The sequence below is a fragment of the Comamonas testosteroni genome, from assembly GCF_014076415.1.
Taxonomy (GTDB): Bacteria; Pseudomonadota; Gammaproteobacteria; order Burkholderiales; family Burkholderiaceae_C; genus Comamonas; species Comamonas testosteroni_F.
This window is the reverse complement of the sequence record NZ_CP043568.1, coordinates 3,617,013-3,641,113: the sequence shown is the minus strand read 5'-3', so window position 1 is coordinate 3,641,113 and position 24,101 is coordinate 3,617,013. Positions and strand designations below refer to the sequence as shown.

Below are 24,101 nucleotides of genomic sequence, written 5' to 3'. Positions count from 1 at the left end.
CCTAGTTGGCCTTGCCTGCGCTGGCCGAGGTCTGGGTGGCAAACGTGATTTGCGACAGTCCTGCGTGGCGGGCCGCTTCCATGACGGTCACCACTGACTGGTGCGGGGAGTTGGCATCGGCGCTGATGATGACCACGCTGTCACTGCCCGCTGTTGCCGCGCCGGACAGGGCGGCAGCAACAGAGGAGACGCTGCGGTCATCCACGCCCTGCTTGTTGACGGAGTAGCGGCCGTCAGCGGAGACGCCGACGATGATTTCCTTGGGGCGGTCGCGTTGCTGCTCGGTGTCGGCCACGGGCAGGGTCAGCTGCAGTTCGGTGAACTTGCTGTAAGTGGTGGAGAGCATCAAAAAGATCAGCACCACCAGCAGCACATCGATGAAGGCGATCAGATTGATCTCTGGCTCATCGCGGTGACGAGGACGGAAGTTCATGGTGGATGTGTTCCGCTTCTTACTTGGCCGGCTTGAGGCGACCCAGGTGGCGCACGAACTGCTCGGACGCCAGTTCCATGCCCAGCAGATAGCCGTCCACACGGGCGCGGAAATAGCGCCAGAAGATCAGCGAAGGAATGGCCACCATCAGGCCGAATGCCGTGTTGTAGAGCGCAATCGAGATGCCATGGGCGAGCTGGGCGGGGTTGCCGGCGCCGGAGCTGGCTCCGGGCTGGGAGCCGAAAATCTCGATCATGCCGATCACCGTGCCCAACAGGCCCAGCAACGGAGCGGCCGAGGCAATGGTGGCCAGGGCGCTCAAATACTTTTCCAGCTTGTGGGCGGCGGCGCGGCCCGCGCCTTCCATGGCCGAGCGCAGCTCTTCCTCGCTGCTTTCGGGATGTGCCTGGCGGGTACGCAGACCAGTGGCAAGAACCTCACCCAATACCGAGCTTTGGGCCAGTTGCTGGGTGGTTTCAGCGCTGGGCAGGTGCTTGGTGGAGACCGAAATCGCTTCATTGAGCAGATTGGTCGGCGCGACCTTGCTGGCTTTCAGCGAGGCAAAGCGCTCAAAAATCAGGGCCAGGGCCAAAATCGAGCAGGCAATCAAAGGCCAGATAGGCCATCCTGCGGCTTGTATGATCGACAGCAACGTTGCTCTCCCTCGTCGTACAGAAATTGCAGCCGACGATTATGACCCACTGCCGTGCCGTTGCGACCCGTTTTTACAGGCCTCATGCAGCTGACTTGAGTCAGCGCAGCAAGATCGTGCGGCAGCGCTTGAAGTGCACGGAGCTTGGAGCGACAGAGCAATCACAAAGAGCTTGCGATTCTTTGCGAATGCTTTCGCGTATAGCACAGAAATCTGTGGATAACTTTGTGATCTAGTTGCTATGCCGGGCAGTCATCTGCTTCGCTCTAAAGGCTTGTTACGAGTTTGACACCTGTGTGAAGCCTTATAAGTTGTTTTAAATCAATAAGATGGGTGATGTTCTTCATGTGCTGTTTAGGATTTTTCTGGCTTTGTCGCCGACAGGGCTGGACGCCGACATCTGTGGAGAATCCGGCCCGCGTAAGACCTCGCTGACACCGCATGAATTCACTGTTTGAACGTCCAAACCCAGCAGCCACGCCGCATGTGTGGGAAGTTGGCGCGCTATGCCACGCCATTGGCGATGCCTTGCAGGCGCGCTTCAATCCGGTGGCGGTGCGCGGCGAGCTCAGCGGCTTTTCGCGTGCTGCCAGCGGGCATTGCTATTTCAACCTCAAGGACGCGAGCGGGCAGATTCGCTGCGCCATGTTTCGTCGTGCGGCTGAGCAGGTAGGTTTCTTGCCGCGTGATGGCGAGCTGGTCGAAGTCAGAGGGCGCCTAGGCGTCTACGAGCAGCGTGGCGATCTGCAACTGGTGGTGGAGAGCATGCAGCGAGCCGGGCAGGGGGCCTTGTTCGAGCAGTTTCTGCGCCTCAAGGCCCAGTTGGAGTCCGAAGGACTGTTCGACCCTGCGCGCAAGAGGCCGCTGCCGCCTTTGCCGCGCGGTATTGGCCTAGTCACTTCCCTGGGGGCGGCAGCCTTGCACGATGTGGTGACGGCGTTGCGCCGCCGCGTGCCGCATATTCCGGTGGTAATTGTTCCGGCCCTGGTACAGGGGTCCCAGGCACCGCAGTCGCTTGTGCAGGCGCTATCAAAACTGTATCGCCTGGCGCAAGAGGGGCAAGAGGCCAGCGGCGACTTGCGTGTTGATTCCGCGCGGCAGCCGGTGATTGACATCATCTTGCTGGTGCGCGGTGGCGGCTCGCTGGAAGACCTGTGGGCCTTCAACGACGAGCAACTGGCGCGCACCATTGTGCAAAGCCCGGTGCCGCTAATCAGCGGCGTGGGTCACGAAACCGACTTCACCATTGCCGATTTCTGCGCCGACCTGCGCGCGCCTACGCCCACGGCGGCAGCCGAGCTGGTAGCCCAGCCGCGCGAGGTCTGGCTGGGGACTCTGGGTCTGATGCAGGACCGTCTGGACAATGCCGTGCAGCGTGCGCTGGATCGCCAGGCCCAACGCCTGGATATCGCGGCCCAGCGCCTGGGTCGGCCCAGCGAGCAGCTGGCGCGCAACCAGCTGCAACTCAGCCGGCAGGTGCAGCGTCTGCGTCATGCCATGCTATTAAAACTACAGCGGCTTGCGCAGAGCCAGCAAGCGCTACAGGTCAGTTTTTCTAATATCTTCCAGCGCAATCTGGAGCAGCAAAAGCAAACGCTTGATCGTATCGACCTGCGCTTGCAGCTGCTGGACCCGCGCCTGGTTCTGCAGCGCGGCTATGCCTTGCTGACGGATGAGCAGGGAAGGGCTGTGACCCAGGTCAGGCAGGCCGTGCCGGGAGCGGCGCTGAAGGCTCAGTTGTCGGACGGGGCGGTGGATGTGGTGGTCACTCAGCCGCGTCTGCTTTGATGCTCGCCGGCCACAAGCTGGCCGCAAAACACCCGCACGCTAACCGGGTTCTTCATCAGAACTCTTTTGCAATCCGCGCAGGCAATGCAAAAGGGGCCAGTATTCATGCGCGGTAAGCCGTGAGCGCATGCTTTTGGCAGCGTGAGCAATAGTCCTGATGAGTGGCGCGTAGCCACTCAGTTCTTTCTACAATGGTTCGGTTAGTGCAATACTTGACGTCTGTAGTACAGCAATGTGCCCGTCGGCACAGCGGTCACCGCTCAGGCGCCTTGGCACTGGACGGCCCCCAAAAATTTCAACCACGAGGAAAACCATCATGGAACGCACTCTGCCCCCCCTGCCATACGCTATCGATGCACTGGCTCCGTTCGGTTACAGCCAGGAAACCCTAGAATTCCACCATGGCAAGCACCATAACGCCTATGTGGTGAACCTGAACAACCTGCAAAAGGGCACCGAATTCGAAAACATGGATCTGGAAGAAGTCGTCAAGAAGTCTTCCGGCGGCATCTACAACAACGCTGCCCAGATCTGGAACCACACCTTCTTCTGGAACTGCATGACCCCCAACGGCGGAGCAGAGCCTACAGGCGCTCTGGCTGATGCCATCAACAAGAAGTGGGGCTCCTACGCCGAGTTCAAGAAGGCTTTTGTTGCTTCCGCTGCCGGCAATTTCGGTTCGGGCTGGACCTGGCTGGTGAAGAAGGCCGACGGTTCCGTGGACATCGTCAACATGGGTGCTGCCGGCACCCCTCTGACCACCGCTGACAAGGCGCTGCTGACCGTGGACGTGTGGGAGCACGCCTACTACATCGACTACCGCAACCTGCGTCCCAAGTTTGTCGAAACCTTCCTGGAAAAGCTGGTGAACTGGAAGTTCGCCGAAGCCAACTTCGCTGCCTGATCACGGCAACACGGCATCGGGTCTGCGGCTGTAGGGCTCGGACCTGATCGTTGGCAAAAAACCTCCGCAAGGAGGTTTTTTTATGCCTGTCTGTCAAGAATGAAAATTTTTAGGTCTCCAGTTTTGATAGGGAAAGCGCATGCATCTATGTTTTTTGAGGGCCTATTGATGCTTGGGAGAGACTGGCATGGAGGAGTGTGAAAGCCTGAGCACCCAGGCGGTTTCCGGGCTAGTAGAGGCAGGTGCTCGCATGCCCGTGTACTTTCTCTGTCATGGCGCCGGCCCCTGGCCCCGGGTGCCCGAGATGCACGGCTGGCATGCGCTGATGGCAGAGGGTTTACGCAATATTCCGCGCCAACTGGTGCGCAGGCCCAGGGCCGTATTGCGATGTCCGCCCACTGGGAGGTGCCGGTTTTCACCGGGCAGAGTGCTGCCCATCCTGGCATGTATGACTACAGAGGCTTTCTGCCGCACACCTATAGCCTGCATTACCGTGCGCCTGGCTCGTCTGAGCTGGCAGGCAGGGTGCAGCAGTTGCTGGCGCAGGCTGGAGAGGGGGTGCGGGCTGACGACCAGCGAGGCACGACCACGTCCATTTATCACAATATGCCTAGCTTCGGCCCCGTGGGGCGGGCGCCTTCCAAGCTGTTTGACGATTCGATTGGTTGGCCAATTGGGATCGGGTCCGCGGCGCGCGTATGGCCCATCCGCTGGAGGAGCATCTGCTGCCGCTGATGGTGATGGGAGGCCGAGCAGGAGCTGGCCCGCCGCGTTTACATTGAAGAGGCCTTCATGGACTCGGCCACGCTGTCCAGTTATTGCCTTCAGGCCGGGGAGTAGCTCAGAGCTCCGCTTATTCCTGCTCGTCCAGTGGCCCATTCAAAAACTCTTCCCTGTCATCGTCAATCGAGTCGGCGGACGCTTGAAGATAGGCTGAGAAGCTGGGGGCAATCCAGTAGATCTGGTCGGGGTCGTGCACATAGGCAATGATCTGGCCGCGTTGTCCTTCAGGGCCGGGATGATGATCGGCCATTAGCACGATGTCGCCATAGAAGCTGGCAAACGGCTGCCAGCCGGCGTGCCACCAGCGCCCGCTCAGGCGTGGATCCTGGGACGCGGGGCCGGCCAGATCCCACATGCGCTGGGCCCGTTTTTCCATGCGGAGTGCCTGGGCCATGGCCTGTGTTGGCGTGAGAAGGTCCAGTGCATCCACATAGCCTGGCCGCTGAAACAGGGGCTGGGTGCTGTCGGTGCTGCTGCCTGCAGTCAGGCGCCAGAATGCGGCAAGATCGGTGTCCAGAGGCCCCAGCGCGGCGGCCAAAGCGGCCAGATCCTGTTCGCTGGCCGGAGGCAAGGGGTGAAAGCGTAGCTGGAATGCAGCATACACAGCATGCAAATGCGCAAGATATTGATCAGGTGTCATGGTGGCAGGCGTAGTAGTCCGAGGTAAGTGAATTGGACAACTAGGTCGGACTGGCAGCGGGTGTTGGGAAATGACTGCTTGGGTACAAAGTGCGGCTCTTTGGATTTTCAGTGTAGTAAATCCGCGGTCTTTGCTTCATGCCAGCACTCCCTCCGCCAGAGGCATGCATTGTGTTGCATTCACCAGTTGAATCCATAGACGATAGCGATCAGCATAGTGCCACTGGCATACTTGCTTTGTTGCGTGGTGCGCATTTGAAACGCTTCTTGTGTGCTTGGAATTCAATCTGAGGCAGGGTAGTATAAGGTCTGCATCCGATCTTTGAATGTCATTTAAATCAAATAGATGCCTGGCGCTTATGAATTCAAGTGTTTCCAATCTCGTATGAGGTCGGATGTGAGAATATATTCAGCTCTGAAGGTGCGAAGTGCAAGGGTAACGGAATAAGGCTTGTAGCCGTCGAATTATTTGAATCGCGATAGGAATTAGTTGTCCGCTGTCGCCATAGAATTTTTCGGCATGAAGTTTCAGGCGTATCTATGCTATTTGTGAGTCTATTTTTTTTCTGTTGCTAGATGCGTGATTTCGATGTAATTGGTTATCCCGAAAAAAATGAGCTATCCTGTAATTGACATTTTTTTGAAATCTTTGGCCCATTGCTGGAAATCGCTGGAAGGCATAGGTTTAGCGATGTAGTACCCTTGTGCAATATCACAGCCGAGATCCTTGAGCAGGTCCCAGTGCTCTTTGGTCTCCACACCTTCGGCAACTGTCTTGCGTCCGAGATCATGTATGAGATCAATGGTGGAGCGCACAATCGTGGCGGAATCCCGGTCGCGATGCATTGCAGAAACGAATGATTTGTCGATCTTGATGTAATCTACTGGTAGTTTTTGTAGATAGCTCAATGAGGAGTACCCTGTTCCAAAATCATCCACATAAAGAGGAATCCCTGCATCGCTCATCTCACTCAGTGCTCGTAGAGCGTATTCAGCATGCTCCATTACGGTACTTTCCGTAATCTCGATTTCCAATAGTCCGGTTGACACAGAGCGCTCTGAATGCCATTGGCGATACTTGGCGAAAAGCTGTTCATCTTTGAAGTTTCGCGCGGAGAGATTGATTGCAATAGGAACAGCACAACCTTTTGCCTGCCAGCCCTGCAGCAGATCAAGGGCTGCGACAATGACCCATTCCGTCAAAGGCTTGATCAAACCTGTTTGCTCAGCCAAGTCGATAAACAATCCGGGAGGAATTAGTCCTTTAAGCGGATGCATCCAGCGTACCAAGGCCTCTGCTCCACAGATTTGCCCGGAGGAAAAATCAACCTTTGGCTGTAAAAATAGTCGCAGCTGGTTGCCTGCAATGGCTCGCCGAAGCTCCCCTGCCATGGTCAAGCGTCCCGCTTGATTTTTCTGATGCGACGGATCAAATACGCACTGGCTCAATCCGCGGGCCTTGGCTTGATAGGTGGCCTTTCCCATTTGACGCAATAGTTCATCGGCAGTTGTGCCGTGTTCGGGAAACAAAGCTATGCCAGCTCTTGCGCTGACATCCAATTCAATATCTGCGATCGGGAAAGGGCGGGAGATGGTTTTTTCCAATTCTTCGGCCAAGGCTACGGCAGAACCTCTATCCAGAGTGGGCGCCAATACTGCGAATTCGTCTCCACGTAAACGCGCAATATGTGCAGAATCAGGAATGCTTTGCCTTAGGCGCTCTCCGAAGTCTCTAAGAATCTGGTCCCCATTAGAGAAACCCAGCACCTCGTTGATTTCTCGGAGGCGCTCAATATTGAATTGCAAAGCCGCGATTGGTTCTGGATGCGAAGAACTGCCCTCAATTTTCGCAGTCAGAACTTCCCTGAATTCAATCGAATTGGGTAGTCCAGTCAAGGGGTCATGGCGCAGCATATGATTCATCTCTGCTTGTACACGTAGTTGTTCAGAGCGTGTACGCAGAATGGAAATACCAAAGGCTAGATCGTCCGCTGACTCAGTCAGCAATGCGATTTCATCTTCGCCGAACGCGTCTGTTTCGGTGTCATAAATGGATAGTGCACCAATGACTTCGCCCTCAACCAATAAAGGGCAAGATAAACCTGATTTCAGTTCACCAAGCTTGTCTCTCCATCGAACATGGTTGGAATCTACGCGCATGTCTCGGACAAATTGAACCTTGCCGCTGCGAATTGCGCTGGATGTCAGACTTTGGCCTAGCTCCGTATCGGCTGCCATGAGTCCTAGACTGCGAAGTGCTTCGATACCGCCTGGATAATTGCACTCGGCCATCGGACGTAGTGGTTGATCTGGCTCGTCACCCGAATACCAGACGGCAGCCATGCCATAGCCTCCTGCAGCCACGATGGCTCGGCACATGTTCTCAAGCAGACTCTGTTCCTCGCTGGCACGTAGCATGGTGCGATTACCGGCGCTCAAGGTTCGCAGTCCGCGGCCAATGTGCTCTAACTCATGCACTCGTTGTTCAAGTTCACCATTGAGCGTCTGGATACGTTCTTCATAGTGCTTGCGCTCAGTAATATCTGTGCCCAATACGTAATAGCCAGCAACCGTTCCATCGGCTTGGTGTTTGGGAACATGCTGAATAGTCTGCCAAACTCCTGGAAAGGGCTGCCAATCATATGTTTGCGGCTCTCCTGCGAGGACCTTGCCGATCAAATCATTGGCGACAGCATAGCGTTCCTCTCCGAGGATTTTTCTTACCGATTCACCCGTGATGTCTTCGCGGTCAGGTGCAAAGCACTCCCGGTACTGAGTGTTGACGTACTCGTAGTGCTGTTGCGCATTAACGTAGGCAATCAGCGCCGGAACGGCGCTGATGACGTTGTGCAAATGGCTTTGAATCTCATGCCATTGCAAAGTGCGTTGGTGCACGTCAGCTTCAAGTGACGCATTTTGCTCACGGATGATCCGTTGTGCCTTTCGCTCCAGAGTAACGTCCCTAAAGACTAGCACAGCACCTCGTAGTTGGCCTTTGGAATCGCGGATGGGGGCGGCACTATCAGAGATTGGACGTTCGGTACCATCTCTGGCAATGATTGAGGTGTAATCGGCCAGTACTTGCACTTCCCCGGTGGCTAGCACCGTTGCTACAGGAATGTGAGCAGGCTCGCGCGTCTGCTCATGAACGATATTGAATACTTCCTCGATAGAACGGCCTTGAGCTTCATTAATACTCCAGCCTGTGAGCTGTTCGGCCACTGAATTCATGCGGGTGATCCGCCCTTCAGTGTCTGTTGCGAGTACTGCATCGCCGATCGAGTGCAAGGTGGTCACAAGGCTTTCTTCATTGTCAGCCAGAGCACGCTGACTGGCTTCTGTTTCGCGCAATTGACGTCTTATCAGAAGATAGGAGGAGCCCAACAGCAAGATAAGTGCCACAGCGACCAATGTTCCCGCCATCACCAGCTTATGACGCGCTTGCGCGTGCTCGGCCTCCTCCAGAGCTAGTCGCAGGCGTGCCTCGGTATCCATCTCGCTGAGCAACTCATAGGTGCGCAAGCGCGTGGATGCAAGCGTAGTTGTGGCAGCAAATGCATTTGCAGCCTTCTGACCTTGGGTATTGCGCAATTTTTCAATTTGGCGTGCAGCTTCCATGCGCTGGTCAATGACTTTACGCAGCTCTGTCCAGCGACGTTGTTGATCTGGATTATCGATCGTTAGTTGGCGTATTTTTTCCAGCGAAAGCTCTCGTTCAGCCATCGCTGCATTTCGCTCGGCAATATGCTCTGCATTACCTGTCAGGCGGAAATTTTGAGTGGTTAGTTCAGATTGGAGAGAATAGCCTCTGACGCGATCAATATTGTTGAGCAACTGGTGTGCATGTGTCACCATTTGGGCGGCTTTGGCTGCATCATTTGCAACTTCCCACGTCGATAGTGCCATCGCGATCACTACCAGTGCGGCTGTTCCAAATGCTGTGACAACCTTAGACTCGAAACTAGACCTCCGCACCATAGAACGCGCTCCTACGCTAGATGCAGGCCGGCACAAGCCATTTTCACTTGCCGCGGGCCTAGGCTGAAATCACCATCCATGCAAGGGATACAGACACTCCAGATAGGAGGAGTGTGCAGGGTCCATCAACATGCAAACTGAGAGATACAAGCTCAAATATACAAACAGTATGCGATTTGTTTCATTTGTTGTCATTGGTTCACATTGCGGAGGAGTCGAAATTTGCGAAATTCTGTGTGTCGGTTGGTCTTGAAACGTTCGTCTGCTAGTTCGGCAGAGCAATGTGATATTCAGTAGTCAGCAGATAAATAGCGTTCTTTCTCAGTGCTTTTGATGCGATCAAGACGCATTACACAGAGGCTGGATTCAAGTGGCTGCAAATTTCTACGGTGAAGATCTCAACAAGAGCTCGCTTTTCTTTTCAATTCTTGAGGGCGTTGTTGCACTACAGGGACTTCCCGTCAATGCAAGCGCTGATCATTAACCTTTGGCGGACCTGTCTGCCAGGACGATCCAGGTGATTGAAACGAGGAACAGACTGCACATCTACAGATGGGGTTAGGCACTATGTGTGCGCCCCAAGAAACAAACCGCGCAGCAGGGCTCCAGTCAAATCTCGTGACGTATTGCGACTCACAATGCAACAACCGAGCTTGCCTGCTGCTGGTCAGACCTGTTCATTGCATCTTGGATTTCAGTCTGGCATGTTGAAGTGCCTGTCTCAGGCAATGGCAAAGACGGGTGGCCTGGGACCTTCGCTGATACGGGCTGCTTCGTAGGTACGCTCCTGTGTCATGAGCGCCCACAGGATGCGTCCATTTTTTGCTGGCCAAAAAGCCACGGCGGTTTTTTGCCAGCCACTGTGCTGCCTCAAGGCCATCACCCATTGTGAGATAGGGTCGAGGTTGTGTTTGCCGGTCAGCACTGCAGCCTTGGCCCCTGACCCCAGACACAGCTATGCCACGGCCACCGTCTGCGGACGCCCTAGTTCAGTGAACCGATTGAGGATGGCTGAGCGTATATGCAGTCCATTGACTTGCCGTTCAAAGGTTCTGGACATCACCCGTTCGCCCAGTCGTTTGATGCAGTTCATTTTCGTCTCCACCAAGCTTGGTCGGTGCTAATCGCTCCACACTTTCCATATCCTTCGACCCAAACGCCGGCATGCGGCGGCAGCCGTATTGCGGTACACAAAGGCATCGCCTTTGCGAACCCGGGCATTCTTTCTCGGAGGGATGACGGGAATGGCACCTCTTTGAATGGCTGCTTCGTGGGCAGTCTGAGTGTCATGCGCAGCATCGCCAGTAAGACTCCGGATGCCCTTGTGGTGAGGAATTTAGACCAGAAGATCCGCTACAACGGTCGCATCGACTACCTCGTTGCTGGTCACGCAAATTGCACGCATTTGCAGTGTCTGTGCATCAATGCCGATGTGCAGGTTGCGCCACTGACGACGGCGCGCAGGGCCGTGCGTTTTTGCATTTCCATTCGCCTTCGCCCAAAAACTTGATGCCTGTGGAGTCCACGAGCAAATGCAGCCCCGTCTGACTGGATCGGTACGGAACATGGACTTGCAAGCTGCTCTGGCGACGGTAGACGTGTATTGACCCACCATCTGGAAGAGTTTGTGAGACAGTTCAAGTGGGCCTTGACCAGCAGGCAGGTCTTAAATGGCTGCAAGAGACCAGGCCCGAAACCTTGACAGACATTCACCGCGCCGCCCGGTTCTTTTACCTACAGCAGCAGAGCTTTGGCGGGAAAGTAGCAGACCAGACCTTTGGTACGGCCACTACGGCTCCGGCTATCAATCTGCTGCGGATCGAGGAGAACCTGTCGGCTGCCCATCTACGAATGGCGGGTGGAACCTACATCGAGCAGCTCGATTGGGCGCAATGCATTGACAGATACGACAGGACGTACACGCTTTTCTACCTTGATCCTCCCTATTGGGAGACCGAGGTCTATGGCGTGCCGTTTGAGTGGGATCAGTACGAGCTGATGGCCAAGAAGCTCAAGGAAATCAAAGGCAAGGCGGTCATCAGTATCAATGACCATCCTGCCATTCGGGAGTGCTTTAAAGACTTAGAGATGGAGTCTTTGAAACTGGACTACACGGTTGAAGGAGGGCGAACCGTGTGGAGTGTGGCGAGTTGGTGATCTACAGCTGGGCCAGGAGCGAGGAGCCTGCGGGGCTGTTCTGAGGAAGCGGCAGCGAATCCAAGAAATAAAAAAGTGGCCGCTAGGGCCACTTTTAGATTTCGAACTTGGAGCGGTCTTGATCCTTGATCCAGTTAGGAGGCTTTCCTCGACCGGACCAAGTCTGGCCTGTGGCTGGGTCGCGGTATTTAGGGGCAACGGAGCCAGTCTCGCGCTTTTGTTTTTGCTTGGCGGGAGGGAAGACATCATCCTGCGTCAGACCGAAAGCATCAATCAAGCTTCTGATTTCTTGCACCGCGCCTGCGACTTCAGCCTTTCGGGCGGCTGCAATCTGCTGCTCAAGAGCTTCGCGTTGTGCCAATAATTCTTTGTAGGAATTTGTGCTCATTAAAACTATATCCTCTGTAAATATTTGTGCAAGCACTAAATTGGTGCACTCATACATGAGATACATCGCTTATGCATTTAGTTCAACTTCAATTGAAAGTGAACGCATCCATTGTGGCTCAACTTGATGCGTATTAATTCAGAAAAGCATCGAGCCGATGAAAAAAGTTGGGGAAGCCGTACAGTCAAGCTGGCACTAAAGCTTGTCAGCTCGCATGAGCGAGGTCTTTCCAAAAGGACGAAGTCCGAGGACGTTTTTCCGAAAGAGGTTGTTGGTGCGCTTGAAGGGAGCAACTGGAGGACGTCAGCGGGCTGAGCTATAGCCTCTGATGTATGTACTTCACCATTCACTCAAATCCAGATAAAGTCAAGACATGACTCTGGAATTCAAGCGTCTTACCGAAGTCGGTTTGGCCGAAATCATTGCGCTCAACAACAATCCCGAAGTGCTACGCCAAATGCCGTTAGGCAGGGCCGATTTCGATGAGGTTAAAGCTAAGGATTGGGTTGAAAACAAAGACGCTCAATGGGCCAAATATGGGTACGGTCCATGGGCATTTTTTGTAGATCAGGAATTTGCCGGCTGGGGAGGGCTGCAGCATGAAGCAGGTGACGCAGACTTGGCCTTGGTGCTGCATCCAAAATATTGGGGAAGTGGCAAAACCATCTATCAGGAAATTATCAATCTCGCTTTCACAAGCATCGGCTTGACTTCCATCACCATTCTGCTGCCTCCTTCGAGAAAGAGAATTAGAGGGATTTTTAGGCTAGGATTTAAGGAGGATGGCGAGTTTGATGTCGATGGCGTTCGCTTTCTACGCTTTCGCCTCTACGCCCCCGGTAATTCCGAGAGCTAGGAAAGTTGGTAATGGCTTGGGGTGAGCCGCCGTTTGTCGATTGCAGCCCTTGTGACGGGCTGCTGACGGCCAGAAGCAGACATACCTAGCCCGATATGTCATAGTGTTTATGCCAGTCGCAGGGAGTGTTTAGAGGAGAGATACCGACATGTCAGATGACACAGAGTTCTATTTAATTTGTTATTTTATTTTTTCTTCAATTATTTCTGTTCCAATATTTTTCTCTATGAGTAAACATTTAGATTCTTCGGAGCCTTTTATTGTTGGATTGAGACGATGCTTAAAGAATAAAACAAAAGGATCTGTTGCTCTTGTTATATCTTTTGCGAATTTGTATTTAATTGTCATTGTATTTGCTATCTCTTCCTTTATAAAATAAAAGAGGTCGTATAAATTTAGTGAAAAAATTAATTTCGGATCAAAATTTTATCGTTACTTTCATAATATTGCCTGTTGCCTATGGGACGGTCTGCGACAGCCTTAGATCGGCCATGAGTTGTCTTTCGGAGTTGGGTTAGTGGGCCCCTTCCACCCGGTGTTGTGGAAATATTTTCTAGTCCACAGTATTAGGGGCGCCGAGAATTCAACGACAAACGGCTATGCAATCTAATGAATGCGTGCAAATTGACTTCTAGCTTCCTAACCGTGACGTTATCCAGGAGCCTTCGGTCTCTTTTACTCTTGGCAGGTGCATTTATTGTGTCTGCCTGTTCCGATGCAAACGAGGAGCTTCCCGCCATTCTTCATGGGGTGAGTGCAGGCGAGGGTTACTCTTCCGCTTGCCCTGCACCTAAGACAGAAGAAGCTTCGAGTACTCGAAAACTAGCCATTTCACCAGAACTCAATCAACGCCTGCTCGAAGCGTTTCCTCCAGGGTCGACCGAAGACGCTCTGACCAAATTTCTTTTGGCGCAAGGCTTTAGCTTTCATGGCTCCTGTGATACTGAACCGCTTATCCGCCATGCCTCCTTCAGCCAAAAGCACAAAAGCTCTCTCGCGTACAGCACCCATGCCCTTGTTTTCTGGCAGGTAGACGCTGACGGGAAAGTCGTCTGGACAAAGGGAGTCGTGGGCTTCAGAGGCCTCTGAACGAGTTCAGCAAGTCCAAATTCTGAGTCGGTCGACTTAAGGTCATTTGCTACTGTCGCTTTCGGCCAAGAGCGGACTTCGCAATATTTGACTTCAAGCTCATGTGCTACTCAAATGCGGAGATACGCCGGAAGCACAACATTGAACAAATCTTCATTGCTAGTTGTGGATGCCCTTGAGTCCATGCTTACCCTTGCGGGCGTGCTTCTCTGCATAGCTCTTGTTTACTTGCAGATATCTTCTGGAAAGCCAATCCGTGAGACCATGGCAAGTACCTGCAAGGCACTTAGAAAATCGGCACGGACACTGTTGCTCATCGTTGCATTGCTCCTAGGAGCTGATTTTTTATTACCGCCAGAGCAGATATACGCGTCTTCCAATTTTCAGGAACCAATGTTGAGTGGCTCAGTGAAGGTTCACTACGGACTACCTTGCTCCGGTGGGGAGGTAGACTTTTGTGAGATGCAAGGAAGGTCAGACATAACGCAGCAGCAGTTGATCTTGGTTAAGCGCTCAAGGGTTTTTGGCCGTTGCTTGATTGAACCTGTGCAGGAGCAACCTGCGCCAAACAAATGCTCCTGAATCGAATTGTTTGTTTGATCGGGTGAGGGATATTCCTCTGCCTAGGACTTAACTTCTTCCAGCATTTAAGCGGCACTTGATTTTGGACTCATTGGGGTGCTTTGGGTCGTGTTGCGACAGTTGCAGGTCGGCCAGAAACGGACGTTCAACATGATGAAAACGCTTTGTCCCACTTGCCAAGCAAGGGGCATTTCGGAAATGGCAAAGCGATGGTCAACCCGAGGGTGGCCAGCAAAATGTGAGCAGTGCGGTGCCGCCCTATCCAGCACATCAAATGGCATCTGGGTGGGAACGCTTCTCTCAGTCGCTGGGCTCTCTATTGTTGCTGCTCTGCTTAACATCCCAATGGCTGTCGGGCTAGCGGCCGTGGTTGTGCTCACGGTGCTCATTAACGTCGCAATGTGGATGCATGTGGAACTGGTCCCAATTACGTCCGAGAGCGCGGCCGCAGCGAAGAGAGTCACTTGGTTTCTGACGGCAATCTACGCTCTGTTTTCGCTGTTTCAATAAAGGTCAGCTCTGGGTCGCTCAGTGACATTCGCGGATCAGTTGCAACCAGGCTTCCAAATGACTACTTTCAAAAAAGTACATTCAAATTCATGCACGTTGGCAGTCCTTGGGTGGGATGAAACCGCTGCATGGTTTCCCGGCATGGGAGGCTACGTGGAAAAACTGTTCATGCGATCGCTACAACTGAGCACTCCCATGTCCCACGCAGAAGCGAAGAACGTGGTGAAGAAGATTGCAGCCCGGGAAATCTTTGAGGTGTACCTTGCCGATGACTGTTATGCGTATGGGATGTGTAACGCCCTTGAGAGCATCGGCGGACAAGTTTCGCTCCGACGAAGCGCGTGATGTTCTGCCCAGAGTCTTCTTTGGGGCGCTTCCTGCCGCTCCTGTAGCCTGAAAAGGCTACTGGCCGATACATCCATCGCCAGAGTTGGATCTGGCCGTTGGCGACAAAACAACACATACGGGCCGCTGAACGCTTGCCAAGTTGTCAGCCTTGGTGCCAAAGCCTGTGCTACTTTGTGCCAAAGATCGCGCAAATTTGTGCCAAAGGCCGCGCAACGCAACTCTCTAATGTGGGGGAGTGACTGTTTTGGCTCCGAAGATGTTCGTAGAAAAGTTTCAAGCCTTCAATGTTGATGCGGGTTGGCGAGTGATTTATGGCGTTCGACGCGTTGACGTGGCTTTGGCACCGAATGAGCTGCTCAATCGCGTAAAACGGTAAGAATGATCGAATACTGCACAAGTCGTTAGACTTGATTCTTCTAGAGATACTCTATGTTAGAGCGAAGTTCATGTATCCATGGCGAGATTTCATGTTGTTCCTAAGGTGCGAAGCCACGAGGTTGGAAGCTTTGCAGCTTCTTTGCAAGAAAGTTCCAATAAATCATATAGATACTAGGATCGGGATGAGTTCAAAGTGCTTCTCATCTCTCGGTGCTCGGAAGTGAAATTCTCTGCTTTTATAGGTGCTCAGCGCTTAGACCTTCTAGAGATAAGAGTATCTTTCTTAGAGCAGGGAAAAAAATCAAAATATATCGGGTTGTTACGGATAAGTTATTTTTCCTTGCAGAAAGGACTAGCTCTAAAAATGAGGGCTGCAGTTGACGGGAGGCTTAGCTATTCTGATATTGGAAGCAATAAAGTAATCTCTCAAAGATAAGAATCTACCGATCTCATAGTATTGAATTAGATGATTCCAGATAGAGAATAATTTGCAAAGTGGAAAGCCTAAATTTGTCAATTAACAAATTTTAAATAATTTAAAAGAACTCATTTATTTTTATGGAAAATTTCAACAAATATAGGATAATTTTAACAAATCTTTACGTGGAGGGGTGACAGTGCATCTTGAGAGCTTAACTATTCGGAATTTTCGTTGTTTCGGGGACATTCCTGTTCTTCTTAAATTTAAAGCCGGTACCAATGCTTTCGTTGGAAACAATGGCGCCGGGAAGACTGCTGCATTAGAGGCGTTGAAGCGGCTTTTCTCGCCCTTGGCTGAAGGGCGTCAGTTGAGGCGTTCGGACGTTCACTTTGGGCCTGGCGAAGACGCTATAAGCTTGGGAAAACGTGAGATCGTCATCGATGCAGTGTTCGGCTTTGACACTACCTCCGCTGTATCTGCAGTATTTACGGATTTGTTCTTCAATTCAGCCGATAAGTCATTAAAAGTCCGAATTGTCTTAGAGGGGCTCTATGAGCCATCTGAATCAATTGAAGACAATATCGATGTTAAGATTTACTCCGTCAATACAACAGAGCCTGTTCCATTTGGGGCAGAAGATGAGCGTAAAACACCGCTTCGAGGTAAAATAAATCAATACGCTGAAATTGTCTACATTCCCGCGCACCGTGATTCACGCAGTGTTAGTCAGTATGCATTAAAAAATGTGCTTCAGCGCTTGGAGTGGTCCGCTGATTGGACGGAGGCGACCAAGGCAACTTCTTTAAAGTTTGCACAAGACCTTGAGAAGAACCTCAACGCCACCGATGCAATCACAGAAGTAACGGCGAGGCTGAATGGTTTTTGGGCCGCATTACATGATGGGCACTATGACGCAACTCCAAAAATAAGCGTCTTAGCGGTGGAGTTTGAAAAGCTCATTAGAGAGTTAACTCTTAAATTTGATAAATCACCTGGTGGTGGTATGAGGCAGCTTAGTGAGTTAAGTGAGGGGCAAACATCTTTGCTTTATTTCGCTCTTTCGGCTACCTTGCATAATCTTATGTGGGAGATGCAAAAGTCTCTACCGAAGCCGCTTAAGGGATTCAAACCTGCTGACTTCTCTTATCCTCCTCTTACGATTTTCGCGTTGGAAGAGCCGGAAAATCATCTTTCGCCGTTCTATTTGCCGCGGCTAATGAGTTTACTTGACACTTTGAACGCTAGCGGGTCCGCGCAGTCTATCGTCACCAGTCATGCAACGAGTATCTTATCTAGAGTTAATCCACGACACGTTCAGTATTTTCGAAATTGTTCATCCACGTTGCGTTCCAATGCGCTTGAAATACCACTTCCGTTGGAGAAAACGGAAGAGGATAAGTTTATTCAGCAGGTAATTTTGGCTAACCCTGAGATCTACTTCGCTAAGCTTGTGATTATTGGTGAAGGGGATACTGAACGTATTGTTATCCCAAAGATGGCAGAGGCATTGGGTACTAGTCTTGATCCGTCTTTTATTGCATACGTTTCTATCGGCGGTAGGCACGCACAGCATTTGTGGCGACTTCTGAAGGGCCTTTCTATTCCACATCTAACTCTTTTGGACTTAGATTTTGGCCGTTATGGCGGTGGTATGGGGCGTATAGCGAATGCTGTAACTTGGTTAACTGCCATAGGCCGAGAATATATCCCTAAGCTTGAGGTTGATTCACCACCAGCACCTCCGACGCTCGAGGATGCTGTAGCTGAGGATTTGCCTAAGAATGATATTTTGGATAAAACGAATTTTGATCTTTGGGTAAATTGGCTGAGAGAGAATGGAATTTTTTATTCTTCACCTGTTGATCTCGATATGATGATGATCAAGGCATTTCCTAATGCTTATAAGCCAGATAAAGCCTATGATGTAAATAAAGTGGATCCAATAGAATTGAAAAAAACGGTTTTTGGCAACCAAGGTCAGGGAAATACTGAGCTTAATGTGGTTGGGCACAATTTTTCCGATGAAGAACTATATAAATATAAATATTTTTTTAAATCATCTTCTAAGCCTGGATCACATCTTATTGCCTTTGGGGAGCTTGATCAGGAAATTTTAAAGAAGGACTGTCCAGAGCCATTGAGAGCTTTGATTGATAGGGCTAATGAATTGATTGCTGATACGGCATCGAAAGGGGCCTTGTGATGTTGATCAGTCCCGAGAATTGGAAGTCAACGCCAGGAATATCTATAGAAGGCGCGGCGTTGGAAGTAGTTAAGTCAACTACCTCAATGTCTGTTCTGGCCGGGCCTGGTGCTGGTAAAACGGAGCTTCTTGCACAGCGCGCTGTGTTTTTGTTAAGTACCCGGCTTTGCACCCCACCAAAAAGAATCTTGGCTATTACCTTTAAGGTCGATGCGGCCCGTAATCTTCTAGATCGTGTTCAGCTGCGCTCTGAGCATGAGGTGGCAAAGCGTTTCGAGTCACTTACACTGCACGCTTTTGCAAAGCGGACTCTTGATCAATTTCGAGAAGCATTGGAAATAAAACTTAGACCATTATCAAACTACAAAATATTTTTTCCCAGCAAAGTGGATTTGGCTAGATTCCAAGATAGATATAAAAATGATTATCCTGATATTGGAAAATTAAATTTATCAGATCTCACGGATCTTGGAAAGAAATTGCCAGGCATTCATACGAATAATATTAGCTCAATTGATAAGAATAGAGAAATTTGGTGGAGCTATTGTATTGAAAGTTCTCCCTCTGTACTTACCTTCGATATGATTATGGTGTTGGCGGCACATATTATTCGTACGCATGAAATTATAAAAAATGCAATTTCGAGTACCTATTCTCATGTTTTTCTTGATGAATTTCAAGATGTGTCTGGCTTACAATATGATTTGATAAGTTGTATTTTTAAGGGGTCAAACACTGTTGTTACAGCAGTCGGTGATACTAATCAGGCTATTATGGGGTGGGCTGGCGCTTTGCCAGATATATTCAATAAATTTGCTGGTGATTTTATAGCTGAGAATAGAACACTTCTTTTTAATTTTCGCTCTAACTCTAAGATTGTTGAGGTTATCAATAATCTATCTAGGCTTATAGCTCCTTCCAGTGATTTCATTCGCACAGAAAGCTCACGCTCTGAAGCAGAAGCTCCCAATGATGCATTAGAGGGCTGGGTATTTCCAACGCGAGCGGCAGAGGGGGAAGGTCTTGCAAGGTTTGTAAGGCAGTCCTTGCTGGATGACCCTAGTTTAGGTGCTCATGATTTTGTGATTTTGACGCGAATAAGAGCGGACGAGGTTGAACGCCGACTCGCTCCTTATTTTGCCGGGGAAGGGTTGCGATTACGAAATGATGCAAGATTGCTAGGTCCATCCAGCATTCAGGATCTGGTTAAAGAGAAGATTTTCGAATTCTTAGCTTCGATTTTAAAAATGGTGCATGGGGTTCGTAGTGGAAACCCGTTTCGTGTATGCCGGGATATACTTGCAGATATAGAGGGCCTTGATCTTGCAACGGACAGAGGTACTGCAAGAAGTCTTCAGTTGGTGCAAAGTTTGGTCGCTGAGTTATCGTTCTTAACAAAAGAGCAGTTGCCGACAACCGTAAGCTTTCCATCTCTGATGGATACTGTTTTTACGGTTGAACGTCGTGAAAAACTAGGGCGAAGCTATAAGGAATATCAGAATAGCGAATATCTTGATTCAATCATAAATGCAGTATCTTCCTTCCTCGATGAGTGCAGCACCGGCACAATGAGTTGGAGGGAGCTTATAGATAACCTTGAAGGTCGCGGTTCTGTAAAGCTCATGACCATTCATAAGTCAAAAGGTCTAGAGTACAATATGGTTATATTCACAGAGTTTAATGATGATTCCTTCTGGAATAATCATGATGATGTTAATGTTTTCTTTGTGGCTCTCTCAAGGGCTAGAGAAAAAGTTAGATTCTCTCTAACTTTAGATTCTCGAGGCCACAATAATGTTGAAAAATTTATTGAGATGCTTGTGGATTCTGGAGTTGAGTTTAAAGAATTCAGTTAAATTCGTTCCAGATTTTTAGTCAAGCCGACTATTAAGTATTTTCTCTTGAATCTGTTTTTTGCCGTGCTTCATAAAAAGCGCCCAACTTTAGGAAAAATTGGGCGCTTTCAATTGTGGGACGAGTTAGAACAGGTTGCGCTGCCGCCTTTCAGTGGGGGCGGACACGCCAAGCATTGCGACAATCCTAACGACTTGACCTTCCGTAAGACCATGTTCTGACGCGATCTCTCGTGCAGTCTTGTTGGTCGCATACTCAGACGCAATCCGTGCATTGCGCACAGCCTGGAGCGCTCTTTCCGCTTTCGGCAGCTGAAAATGAGGTAGGCCTCCATATTCCTCTGCCAGCTTTAAAAGCGCTGCGATGCCAATGACTGCGGCATAGGGGTGATCTTCAGTGACACGCTCTGGCGTTGGAAAGTACACCCGCAGTCCACCCCATTTCTGAACCAGCGCCATGGTGGCCTGCAGACCCACCAGGCGCTCAAACTCTTGCAGCAGCGGCGGCAGTAAGTCGATGGGAACGGTGAAAGTCTGGTTCATTTCACCTGTGCCTGACGCTTGGCCCGGTCCAGCATGGACTTCAGCGCCTCAATGACTGTGCTGGCCTGGGCGGTTGGCAGAAACTTCACATGCGACACCTCAGCGCCAACGGTTCGGCCCACGAAGGCGAGCAGGGCGGTGGGACTGCCGTCGCGCAGACCGCCTGCTTCACCGAGCTTTTTCCAGAGCCACTTGATCTTCTCGGGCTGACCAAAGGGTTTGAAGTTGCTGGACTTGGGCCGGAAGCCCAGCTTGGCCATGTGAGCCAGTACCTTGGCACGACCCGCTGCGTCCAGATCCGCAGAACTGTCCACCCCCGTGATTTCGACCAAGTGGAAGCGGTAGTCATCCTCCGTCCAGCCAAGGGCCGTGCGTCCCTGATGGATGCGGCCAAGCTCACGGCGGCGCTGATCTTTTGCAGCAAAAGGCGAGGTGCGAGCGACAAAGCGGGTCATTTCGCCTCCTTTAAACGTCCGTAGGGCCGATGGCTTTCTTGACGCTGCAGCTCAAGACATGGCCGTTTCCGAGATTGATGTCCAGGGTGTTGCCGTTCTGGCAGTTCAGACCGATGACCGTGCGCAGGGTGAAGTCGACGATCTTGGTGTTCTGCACCAGCGGCAACGACTGCGCGCCCTCGCTGGTGCACACAGAGTGAGCGACATCGGCGGTAGAAGCAAAGCGGGTAGTCGTCATACGGCAGCCAGATCCAGGTTGATGGCGTCATAAGCGCCGGTGGTTTCATTGCGCTTGTAGAAGCGGATGTAGGGCTTGGTGCTGGCGACCTGGATGCTGTCTGAGATGGCTTTCATGGCCGTCTGCCAGTCTTCGTCCTTGATGTCCAGGCGGCGCAGGCCCAGCACGCGGCCTGTGTTGATCAGGCCTTGCTTGTCGACCTGGAAGGCATCGGTGACGAGGACTTTGATGTTGTCGTTGGCACCTTCGGCCCAGCGCGTCACGCACTGGTCGATCAGGGACTTGGCCGCCTGCAGCTGCTCGCTAAATGTGATCTGCTCCTGCATCTGGCGCACGACCTTTAACTTGCCGTCAAACGTCATGAGCGTGAAGTTGCCCTTGGTGCCGCGAACCTTGACCCCGTATTGCTCCACGCTGGCTTCCACAAACGCCGTGACGTCGCCCATGGAGTCCAGCTTGAACTTGGCCAGATCCTTGCTCCTGGCCTCGGCCTGGGCGCAGAGGTCGCGCACCAGCTGGTCGCGCAGCTTGTCGATGTCGCAGACCTTGCTTTCGGGGACCAGGTCACCCTTGGCGTTTTCCCAATAGCCTGCCGGGACCTTGGGAAGAGAGATTTGCTGATTCATACGGTGCCTTCTTTCGGTAGTGCGGGTTTAGAAAAACACGGAGCGCATTTCTACGTAGCCGGTAACGGCGGCAATCAGGAAGCCCAGAGCCATGAACAGCACAAAGATCAAAAGCGTCAGGGCCAGCTTTGCCCGGAGGGACATCGGTGCTGTGCCGGCGTGCTCGATGGTCCAGGCGGGCAGGGGGCGCGTTTGGGTCCGCGTGGTCTTAGGCATGTCGGAGTTCTCCTTTGAGCAGTTGAGACAGGCGTTCGCGGTGCATATGGGTGAAGTCGGAGTAGTCGTCGGCGGCGCAGGCGATGGCATAGCGGCGCTCGATGCGGTAAGCGCGCATCAGCCGCCTGGCGCGGCGCTTGATCCAGCCCAGGGGCGGACGGCGGTAGTCGGCCTCGGTCATGGGCAGCGCCAAGCCGATCACCAGAGGCAGGCAGCCGTCTTTAACGAGGTGATGCATAGCTGGCCTCCTGGATATGGGTAATGGGGATGACCTTGCGGCCACCTCTGATCTGCAGTGCACGAGGCACGGGCGGAGCGCTGGCCTCGCGGTGAATGCATTGGCGGCAGGCTTGCCAGTGCTGCATGTCGCGGGGGCTGGATGTGGGCGCATCACGGTGGGCAAAGGCGCGGCATTGCTCCGCAGTGATGACCTGGTCGTCGCCACTGGCCTCGGCCGTGAGGTGCGGGCAGGTGTAGCGACCGAAGGTGTGAATCACCTTTTCTGCAATGCGGTCGGTCTTGGCGGAGCCATTTCCATAGCAACCACTGGCGTTGAGCACCTGGCTCAAAGCCGCTGCGCTGATGCCGAGCTGGCGAGCGATGCGTGCTCGCACGGACTCGGGCCGCTGCACACGCTCCAGAAGGATTGCGAACCAAGGCTCATTCATGTAGCCGGGCTTCATGCAATCACCTTCTTGGCTTTGGCCAGCACAGGTGCTTGGGGTCCGATGTCGCGCTTGAGTACATAGCGCAGCGCTCCATTGACCCGTTTCTTGCTGACCTCGACCGCGTCCGGGCAGGCCTCGCTCCAAGCCCTGAGCAGGCGACCGATGACAGCCTGTAAATAGACAGTGTTGTCACCGGCATTGGCCAAGACCGACACCGCGTCGACACTGGTCAGAACATTGCGAATGCGCAGGAGATTCCACAGGCGCGCAGAGATCTGCTCGGCGACCGTGAGCTTGTTGGGGCGCATCACTGCAGGCTTGCATTTGCCTTCAGCCAGCGACGCATGCAGAGCCGCTTTACAGGTCTGTACTCCCGCAGGGGTCAGCTCCCAGGTAAACCGCTGGGTGGGACAGGGGACGGCCAGCCTGCGCTGCTCCAGCAGCTTGCAAGCCCTGCGAGCGTCCTTGCCCTCTGTCAGCTCGGGCACGATCTTCTGCAACTCGGCCACCGTGAAGGGCTGCACTGCGTGGGCGGTAAGGCGACCCAGAGCGATCAAGGTGGCAGGCATGAACCAGCCGTAAGGCTTCACCGAGGCGGTCGTCATGGCTTGACTCCCTTGCGGCCCAGCGGCTTGCCATTGAACTCGGGGCACAGGGGGAGGCCCTTGATGTGCTCCAGGGTGACCTTGGTCCAGCCGTTGGCGTCCGCCCAGGCCTCAAGGTTGGCGATGGCGTTGAGCAGCAGCCGCATGCGGCCTTCTGCCTGGGCCAGCATCTCGGGAAGTACCTCGTCGGCAATCTCGACTTCAGCTTTGGCTGCGACCGTTGCCTTGACGTCGGCGAGTGAGATCGGCTGCAGCTCCACCACCTTGGCCACCCGGCTGGCGATGTGGCCGAAGCGGGCCACCTTCATGGGGAAGTGCTCCATGCCGACCAGGAAGCACATGGTGCCGGTCAGGTCGGTGACGTCGCGGATCAGCTCCAGCAGGCTTGCGGTTGTGCCCACCAGGAAGTCGGCCTCGTCGATGATCACAGGGACCATCTCGACCGCCAGCTTGCCGATGATGCGCGACTGCACCTCGGTGTTGCGTCCGGTCTTGGCCAGACCCATGCGCTCGGCCAGCTCATCGAGCATAGCGCGCTTGGTCCAGGTGCTCTTGGCGCGCACAAACACCCAGCCGCTATCGGCGGCCCAGCGTTCGGTCAGCTCGGATTTGCCAATGCCATAACGGCCCTGGACCAGCACCAGGCTTGCCTCGCGAGCACCACGCTTTTCCACCAGCTTCTGGGCTTCGGATAGGCGCTTAAAGTTTTCAGTTTTGACAAAGCCTCGTTTCACAGTACATTTCTCCTGCTCGTATTTCTTAAAAAAAATCTCTGGCACGCTCTGTGA

General features: G+C 52.6%; 22 protein-coding genes and 2 pseudogenes. 7 read left to right on the top strand and 17 right to left on the bottom strand.

Going from position 1 to position 24,101, the window contains the following annotated elements:
• Position 1 precedes the first annotated feature (1 nt).
• The gene (locus F0P97_RS16720; protein WP_087082456.1) at positions 2–433 is read right to left on the bottom strand and encodes an ExbD/TolR family protein; all 432 of its coding nucleotides are present in this window, start codon (positions 431–433) and stop codon (positions 2–4) included.
• A 19-nt stretch (positions 434–452) separates the two neighbouring features.
• Positions 453–1,085 (bottom strand): MotA/TolQ/ExbB proton channel family protein, encoded by a 633-nt coding sequence (locus F0P97_RS16715; RefSeq protein ID WP_087082458.1) that lies wholly within the window; start codon positions 1,083–1,085, stop codon positions 453–455.
• Between the two features lie 441 nt (positions 1,086–1,526).
• Between F0P97_RS16715 and xseA the strand changes: the two genes are divergently transcribed.
• Both xseA and F0P97_RS16705 read left to right on the top strand, forming a co-directional pair.
• Positions 1,527–2,873 (top strand): exodeoxyribonuclease VII large subunit, encoded by a 1,347-nt coding sequence (xseA, locus tag F0P97_RS16710; protein ID WP_182283191.1) that lies wholly within the window; start codon positions 1,527–1,529, stop codon positions 2,871–2,873.
• A gap of 316 nt (positions 2,874–3,189) precedes the next feature.
• Positions 3,190–3,777 carry a superoxide dismutase gene (locus tag F0P97_RS16705; RefSeq protein WP_003054032.1) on the top strand — a complete coding sequence of 196 codons (588 nt, stop codon included), beginning with the start codon at positions 3,190–3,192 and terminating at the stop codon, positions 3,775–3,777.
• An 853-nt stretch (positions 3,778–4,630) separates the two neighbouring features.
• Here the strand turns inward: F0P97_RS16705 and F0P97_RS16700 are convergent.
• From F0P97_RS16700 to F0P97_RS16690, 3 genes and pseudogenes are all read right to left on the bottom strand, one after another.
• Positions 4,631–5,200, bottom strand: coding sequence for an SMI1/KNR4 family protein (locus tag F0P97_RS16700; protein ID WP_182283190.1), 570 nt, complete (start codon positions 5,198–5,200; stop codon positions 4,631–4,633).
• Positions 5,201–5,817: 617 nt separating this feature from the next.
• Positions 5,818–9,105, bottom strand: coding sequence for an EAL domain-containing protein (locus tag F0P97_RS16695; RefSeq protein ID WP_232537968.1), 3,288 nt, complete (start codon positions 9,103–9,105; stop codon positions 5,818–5,820).
• A gap of 1,027 nt (positions 9,106–10,132) precedes the next feature.
• Positions 10,133–10,775, bottom strand: a pseudogene (locus tag F0P97_RS16690) (IS5 family transposase); the annotation flags it as partial.
• On the opposite strand from F0P97_RS16690, the pseudogene F0P97_RS27700 reads away from it, so the two are divergent.
• Positions 10,775–11,378 (top strand): annotated as a pseudogene (locus F0P97_RS27700) (DNA adenine methylase); the annotation flags it as partial. The pseudogenes F0P97_RS16690 and F0P97_RS27700 overlap by 1 nt on opposite strands.
• A gap of 50 nt (positions 11,379–11,428) precedes the next feature.
• Here the strand turns inward: F0P97_RS27700 and F0P97_RS16680 are convergent.
• Complete coding sequence (locus F0P97_RS16680; RefSeq protein ID WP_182283188.1) at positions 11,429–11,722, bottom strand: H-NS histone family protein; 294 nt, start codon at positions 11,720–11,722, stop codon at positions 11,429–11,431.
• Positions 11,723–12,095: 373 nt separating this feature from the next.
• Here F0P97_RS16680 and F0P97_RS16675 point away from each other — a divergent pair, with 373 nt between their 5' ends.
• Positions 12,096–12,578 carry a GNAT family N-acetyltransferase gene (locus F0P97_RS16675; protein ID WP_182283187.1) on the top strand — a complete coding sequence of 161 codons (483 nt, stop codon included), beginning with the start codon at positions 12,096–12,098 and terminating at the stop codon, positions 12,576–12,578.
• Positions 12,579–12,758: 180 nt separating this feature from the next.
• Here the strand turns inward: F0P97_RS16675 and F0P97_RS16670 are convergent, their stop codons facing one another.
• A complete protein-coding gene (locus tag F0P97_RS16670; protein ID WP_182283186.1) occupies positions 12,759–12,926 on the bottom strand; it encodes a hypothetical protein in 168 nt (55 codons plus the stop codon).
• A 483-nt stretch (positions 12,927–13,409) separates the two neighbouring features.
• Positions 13,410–13,589 carry a hypothetical protein gene (locus tag F0P97_RS16665; RefSeq protein ID WP_182283185.1) on the bottom strand — a complete coding sequence of 60 codons (180 nt, stop codon included), beginning with the start codon at positions 13,587–13,589 and terminating at the stop codon, positions 13,410–13,412.
• Between the two features lie 1,227 nt (positions 13,590–14,816).
• On the opposite strand from F0P97_RS16665, the gene F0P97_RS16660 reads away from it, so the two are divergent.
• The 3 genes from F0P97_RS16660 (at position 14,817) to F0P97_RS16650 (ending at position 19,965) form a co-directional block, all read left to right on the top strand.
• A complete protein-coding gene (locus F0P97_RS16660) occupies positions 14,817–15,104 on the top strand; it encodes a hypothetical protein (protein WP_182283184.1) in 288 nt (95 codons plus the stop codon).
• Between the two features lie 992 nt (positions 15,105–16,096).
• Positions 16,097–18,109, top strand: a complete 2,013-nt coding sequence (locus F0P97_RS16655) for an ATP-dependent nuclease (RefSeq protein ID WP_232537967.1) — start codon at positions 16,097–16,099, stop codon at positions 18,107–18,109.
• Positions 18,109–19,965, top strand: a complete 1,857-nt coding sequence (locus F0P97_RS16650) for a UvrD-helicase domain-containing protein (RefSeq protein ID WP_182283182.1) — start codon at positions 18,109–18,111, stop codon at positions 19,963–19,965. The genes F0P97_RS16655 and F0P97_RS16650 overlap by 1 nt, the downstream gene beginning before the upstream one ends.
• 123 nt (positions 19,966–20,088) lie before the next feature.
• Here F0P97_RS16650 and F0P97_RS16645 read toward each other — a convergent pair whose 3' ends face one another.
• The 9 genes from F0P97_RS16645 to F0P97_RS16605 are packed head-to-tail and all read right to left on the bottom strand — an operon-like array spanning position 20,089 to position 24,047.
• Positions 20,089–20,505, bottom strand: a complete 417-nt coding sequence (locus tag F0P97_RS16645; RefSeq protein WP_232537966.1) for a Mor transcription activator family protein — start codon at positions 20,503–20,505, stop codon at positions 20,089–20,091.
• Entirely contained in the window at positions 20,502–20,960 is a 459-nt protein-coding gene (locus F0P97_RS16640) for a regulatory protein GemA (RefSeq protein ID WP_182283181.1), read from the bottom strand. The genes F0P97_RS16645 and F0P97_RS16640 overlap by 4 nt, the downstream gene beginning before the upstream one ends.
• A gap of 10 nt (positions 20,961–20,970) precedes the next feature.
• Positions 20,971–21,198, bottom strand: coding sequence for a hypothetical protein (locus tag F0P97_RS16635; RefSeq protein WP_182283180.1), 228 nt, complete (start codon positions 21,196–21,198; stop codon positions 20,971–20,973).
• Positions 21,195–21,824, bottom strand: coding sequence for a DUF3164 family protein (locus F0P97_RS16630; protein ID WP_182283179.1), 630 nt, complete (start codon positions 21,822–21,824; stop codon positions 21,195–21,197). The genes F0P97_RS16635 and F0P97_RS16630 overlap by 4 nt, the downstream gene beginning before the upstream one ends.
• Before the next feature lie 27 nt (positions 21,825–21,851).
• Positions 21,852–22,040 (bottom strand): hypothetical protein, encoded by a 189-nt coding sequence (locus tag F0P97_RS16625; RefSeq protein ID WP_182283178.1) that lies wholly within the window; start codon positions 22,038–22,040, stop codon positions 21,852–21,854.
• Positions 22,033–22,278 carry a hypothetical protein gene (locus F0P97_RS16620; protein WP_182283177.1) on the bottom strand — a complete coding sequence of 82 codons (246 nt, stop codon included), beginning with the start codon at positions 22,276–22,278 and terminating at the stop codon, positions 22,033–22,035. The genes F0P97_RS16625 and F0P97_RS16620 overlap by 8 nt, the downstream gene beginning before the upstream one ends.
• Complete coding sequence (locus F0P97_RS16615; RefSeq protein WP_232537965.1) at positions 22,262–22,708, bottom strand: hypothetical protein; 447 nt, start codon at positions 22,706–22,708, stop codon at positions 22,262–22,264. The genes F0P97_RS16620 and F0P97_RS16615 overlap by 17 nt, the downstream gene beginning before the upstream one ends.
• 11 nt (positions 22,709–22,719) lie before the next feature.
• Positions 22,720–23,313 (bottom strand): hypothetical protein, encoded by a 594-nt coding sequence (locus F0P97_RS16610; protein ID WP_182283175.1) that lies wholly within the window; start codon positions 23,311–23,313, stop codon positions 22,720–22,722.
• On the bottom strand, positions 23,310–24,047 hold the full coding sequence (locus F0P97_RS16605) for an AAA family ATPase (RefSeq protein WP_182283174.1): 738 nt from the start codon (positions 24,045–24,047) through the stop codon (positions 23,310–23,312). Before F0P97_RS16605 ends, F0P97_RS16610 begins: the two co-directional genes overlap by 4 nt.
• Positions 24,048–24,101: the final 54 nt, after the last annotated feature.

Bases quoted from the DNA above. Each gene is read 5' to 3' on its own strand.
- F0P97_RS16705 (WP_003054032.1), top strand. From the start codon at position 3,190: ATGGAACGCACTCTGCCCCCCCTGCCATACGCTATCGATGCACTGGCT.
- F0P97_RS16695 (WP_232537968.1), bottom strand. From the start codon at position 9,105: ATGGCACTATCGACGTGGGAAGTTGCAAATGATGCAGCCAAAGCCGCC.
- xseA (WP_182283191.1), top strand. From the start codon at position 1,527: ATGAATTCACTGTTTGAACGTCCAAACCCAGCAGCCACGCCGCATGTG.
- F0P97_RS16660 (WP_182283184.1), top strand. From the start codon at position 14,817: ATGACTACTTTCAAAAAAGTACATTCAAATTCATGCACGTTGGCAGTC.
- F0P97_RS16610 (WP_182283175.1), bottom strand. From the start codon at position 23,313: ATGACGACCGCCTCGGTGAAGCCTTACGGCTGGTTCATGCCTGCCACC.
- F0P97_RS16680 (WP_182283188.1), bottom strand. From the start codon at position 11,722: ATGAGCACAAATTCCTACAAAGAATTATTGGCACAACGCGAAGCTCTT.
- F0P97_RS16635 (WP_182283180.1), bottom strand. From the start codon at position 21,198: ATGACGACTACCCGCTTTGCTTCTACCGCCGATGTCGCTCACTCTGTG.
- F0P97_RS16700 (WP_182283190.1), bottom strand. From the start codon at position 5,200: ATGACACCTGATCAATATCTTGCGCATTTGCATGCTGTGTATGCTGCA.
- F0P97_RS16630 (WP_182283179.1), bottom strand. From the start codon at position 21,824: ATGAATCAGCAAATCTCTCTTCCCAAGGTCCCGGCAGGCTATTGGGAA.
- F0P97_RS16670 (WP_182283186.1), bottom strand. From the start codon at position 12,926: ATGACAATTAAATACAAATTCGCAAAAGATATAACAAGAGCAACAGAT.
- F0P97_RS16640 (WP_182283181.1), bottom strand. From the start codon at position 20,960: ATGACCCGCTTTGTCGCTCGCACCTCGCCTTTTGCTGCAAAAGATCAG.
- F0P97_RS16620 (WP_182283177.1), bottom strand. From the start codon at position 22,278: ATGCATCACCTCGTTAAAGACGGCTGCCTGCCTCTGGTGATCGGCTTG.
- F0P97_RS16645 (WP_232537966.1), bottom strand. From the start codon at position 20,505: ATGAACCAGACTTTCACCGTTCCCATCGACTTACTGCCGCCGCTGCTG.
- F0P97_RS16625 (WP_182283178.1), bottom strand. From the start codon at position 22,040: ATGCCTAAGACCACGCGGACCCAAACGCGCCCCCTGCCCGCCTGGACC.
- F0P97_RS16675 (WP_182283187.1), top strand. From the start codon at position 12,096: ATGACTCTGGAATTCAAGCGTCTTACCGAAGTCGGTTTGGCCGAAATC.
- F0P97_RS16720 (WP_087082456.1), bottom strand. From the start codon at position 433: ATGAACTTCCGTCCTCGTCACCGCGATGAGCCAGAGATCAATCTGATC.
- F0P97_RS16650 (WP_182283182.1), top strand. From the start codon at position 18,109: ATGTTGATCAGTCCCGAGAATTGGAAGTCAACGCCAGGAATATCTATA.
- F0P97_RS16615 (WP_232537965.1), bottom strand. From the start codon at position 22,708: ATGAATGAGCCTTGGTTCGCAATCCTTCTGGAGCGTGTGCAGCGGCCC.
- F0P97_RS16665 (WP_182283185.1), bottom strand. From the start codon at position 13,589: ATGGGTGCTGTACGCGAGAGAGCTTTTGTGCTTTTGGCTGAAGGAGGC.